Origin of the sequence: Streptomyces sp. NPDC089915, assembly GCF_040684675.1 — a bacterium.
Classification (GTDB): Bacteria; Actinomycetota; Actinomycetes; order Streptomycetales; family Streptomycetaceae; genus Streptomyces.
Genome location: NZ_JBFBGN010000331.1, coordinates 1 through 1,931, shown reverse-complemented (window position 1 = coordinate 1,931; position 1,931 = coordinate 1). Strand labels below are relative to the sequence as shown.

Below are 1,931 nucleotides of genomic sequence, written 5' to 3'. Positions count from 1 at the left end.
CCGTCCTCACGCGTCAGCCGCTCGCCGGAGCGGACCTTCTCCTCCAGCTCGCGCTTGAGCCCAGCGTCCATGCCGGTGTCTCCCTGTCTCTGCCGGTCCGTCGTCCCCGTGAGCCGCTCGCGGTGGCCCGCGACCGTACGGGGCATCAGCACGTCCGCGTACGCCGAGCCGGCGCCGGCCGAGGCCGCCGCGGCCGGCGGCTCCTCGGTCTCGGCCTCCTCGTCCGCGACGTCGGTCCGCTCGGGGACCACGAGGTCGCCCCGGAAACTGGGCACGGCCTCCAACAGGCTGGTCAGCGTGTCCCGTTCCTCCTCCGGCTCCGGCGCGGGCGGCGGCGCGGGCCGCTCGATCGGCCGGTCGAGGGTGCGGTCCAGCGGCCGGTCGCGCGGCAGCCGGGCGATCCTCGGCACGAAGGGGAAGCTCGGCTCGGGGGTCGAGGGCAGGTCGTCCGACTCGCCGATCAGGGAGCGGGCCTCGTCGTCCACGGCGACGACCAGCCGGCGCGGCGGGTCGTAGGTCCAGCTCGCCGAGTGCGGTTCGCCCACCACCCGGTAGACCAGCAGGACCTCCCAGGTGCCGTCGTCGCGGCGCCAGGAGTCCCACTGGACGGAGTCCTTGTCGGCCCCGCGCAGCGTGAGCCGCTCCTGGACGGCCTCGCCGAGCTGCGGTCCGGTGTTCTCACCGGGGCGGCGCACGGGGGTCTTGCGGGCCCGCTCGGCCATGAAGGCGCGCTCGGCCAGGACGGGACCCTCGAAGCGGCGGACCCGGTCGACGGGGATGCCGGCGAGCTGTGCGACCTCCTCAGCGGAGGCACCGGCCCGTATGCGGGCCTGGATGTCACGGGGGCGGAGGTGGCTCTCCACCTCGATCTCGATCTGGTTCAGGCGCGCGCGGTCATTGCGCACGGCAGCCCGCAGCCGCTCGTCGATCGGAAGCGTGTACTCCGTGCTGTCCGCAGCCTTGAGCACCAGTCGTGTTCCGTCATTGGAGACGGCCACGACACGCAGTTCGGGCATGGGGACCTCCCGGGTGGTGCCTGCCGACGTCACGTGCGTCGCTGCTTCCGCTAGTCGAGTGTGGCCTGCCCGGGTGCAGCCTGCCACAACCTTGCCGAGTTAAACCGGCGTGTCGGGCATGCGCCCTTGATCGACGTTATGGCACGGTTACCTGTTGGGCACGCACAGTGACCAAGTGGTTACTGTGCGCAGCAGGAGCCCGTGCGATACCGCGGCATCACCGGTCTTGAGCGCCGCTTCTCCGTCAGCCGGCCCCCTCTCCCGAGTCCGGACATCCGAAAGGAAGGACGGCCCCAGGGCTCGCCACAGTACTCCATTCGGGCCACCTGGGTGGACCGCCGCGCCGCCGAACTTGTCCCGGGCGGCGGGAGTTGGCCTGCCCGGAATCGGGCCCGGAAGGCGGTCCACCTGCGTACGCGGCCGTTTCGGGGTGTCCTGCTTCACAGAATCCGCAGAAACGGAACTTCTCATTTCGCTCAGGTGTCAGTAACTGCTGGAAGAGGAGAAGCGCGAGGGGCAGGACACGCAGGGGATGGCGATGGGTCAGAAGACGGTGAGGGAAGGCGAGCCGGGCGCTCCCGAGGGTGACGGCCGGGGCGCGGAGCGCAGGAAGCTCGACCTGAGCGCGACCCAGGTCGCGGGCAGTTCGCTCGCCACCGTCGCGGCCGCCCTGCTCGCCTCCAAGCTCGGCGTCTACGGGACCATCCTCGGCGCGGGCGTGGTCAGCGTGGTGGCCACCGCCGGCGGCCCCGTCATCCAGCACGCCTTCCGCCGCACCGGCGACCGGCTGCGCGAGGGCGCCCGCCCCGGCTCCCGCCGTCTCGCGGCGGCCGGCGTCCGCCCCGAGGAGGTGGACGTCGTCGTCAACACCCACCTCCACGCCGACCACGTCGGCTGGAACACCGTGGACGCCGG

2 protein-coding genes are annotated in these 1,931 nt (G+C 72.3%); one reads left to right on the top strand and one right to left on the bottom strand.

Going from position 1 to position 1,931, the window contains the following annotated elements; translation table 11 throughout:
* Positions 1-1,016, bottom strand: a 1,016-nt coding sequence (sepH, locus tag AB0O29_RS35495; RefSeq protein ID WP_365160448.1) for a septation protein SepH, incomplete at its 3' end; no start/stop codon positions are given.
* 538 nt (positions 1,017-1,554) lie between these two features.
* Between sepH and AB0O29_RS35490 the strand changes: the two genes are divergently transcribed.
* On the top strand, positions 1,555-1,931 hold a 377-nt coding region (locus tag AB0O29_RS35490), incomplete at its 3' end, for an MBL fold metallo-hydrolase (protein WP_365160446.1).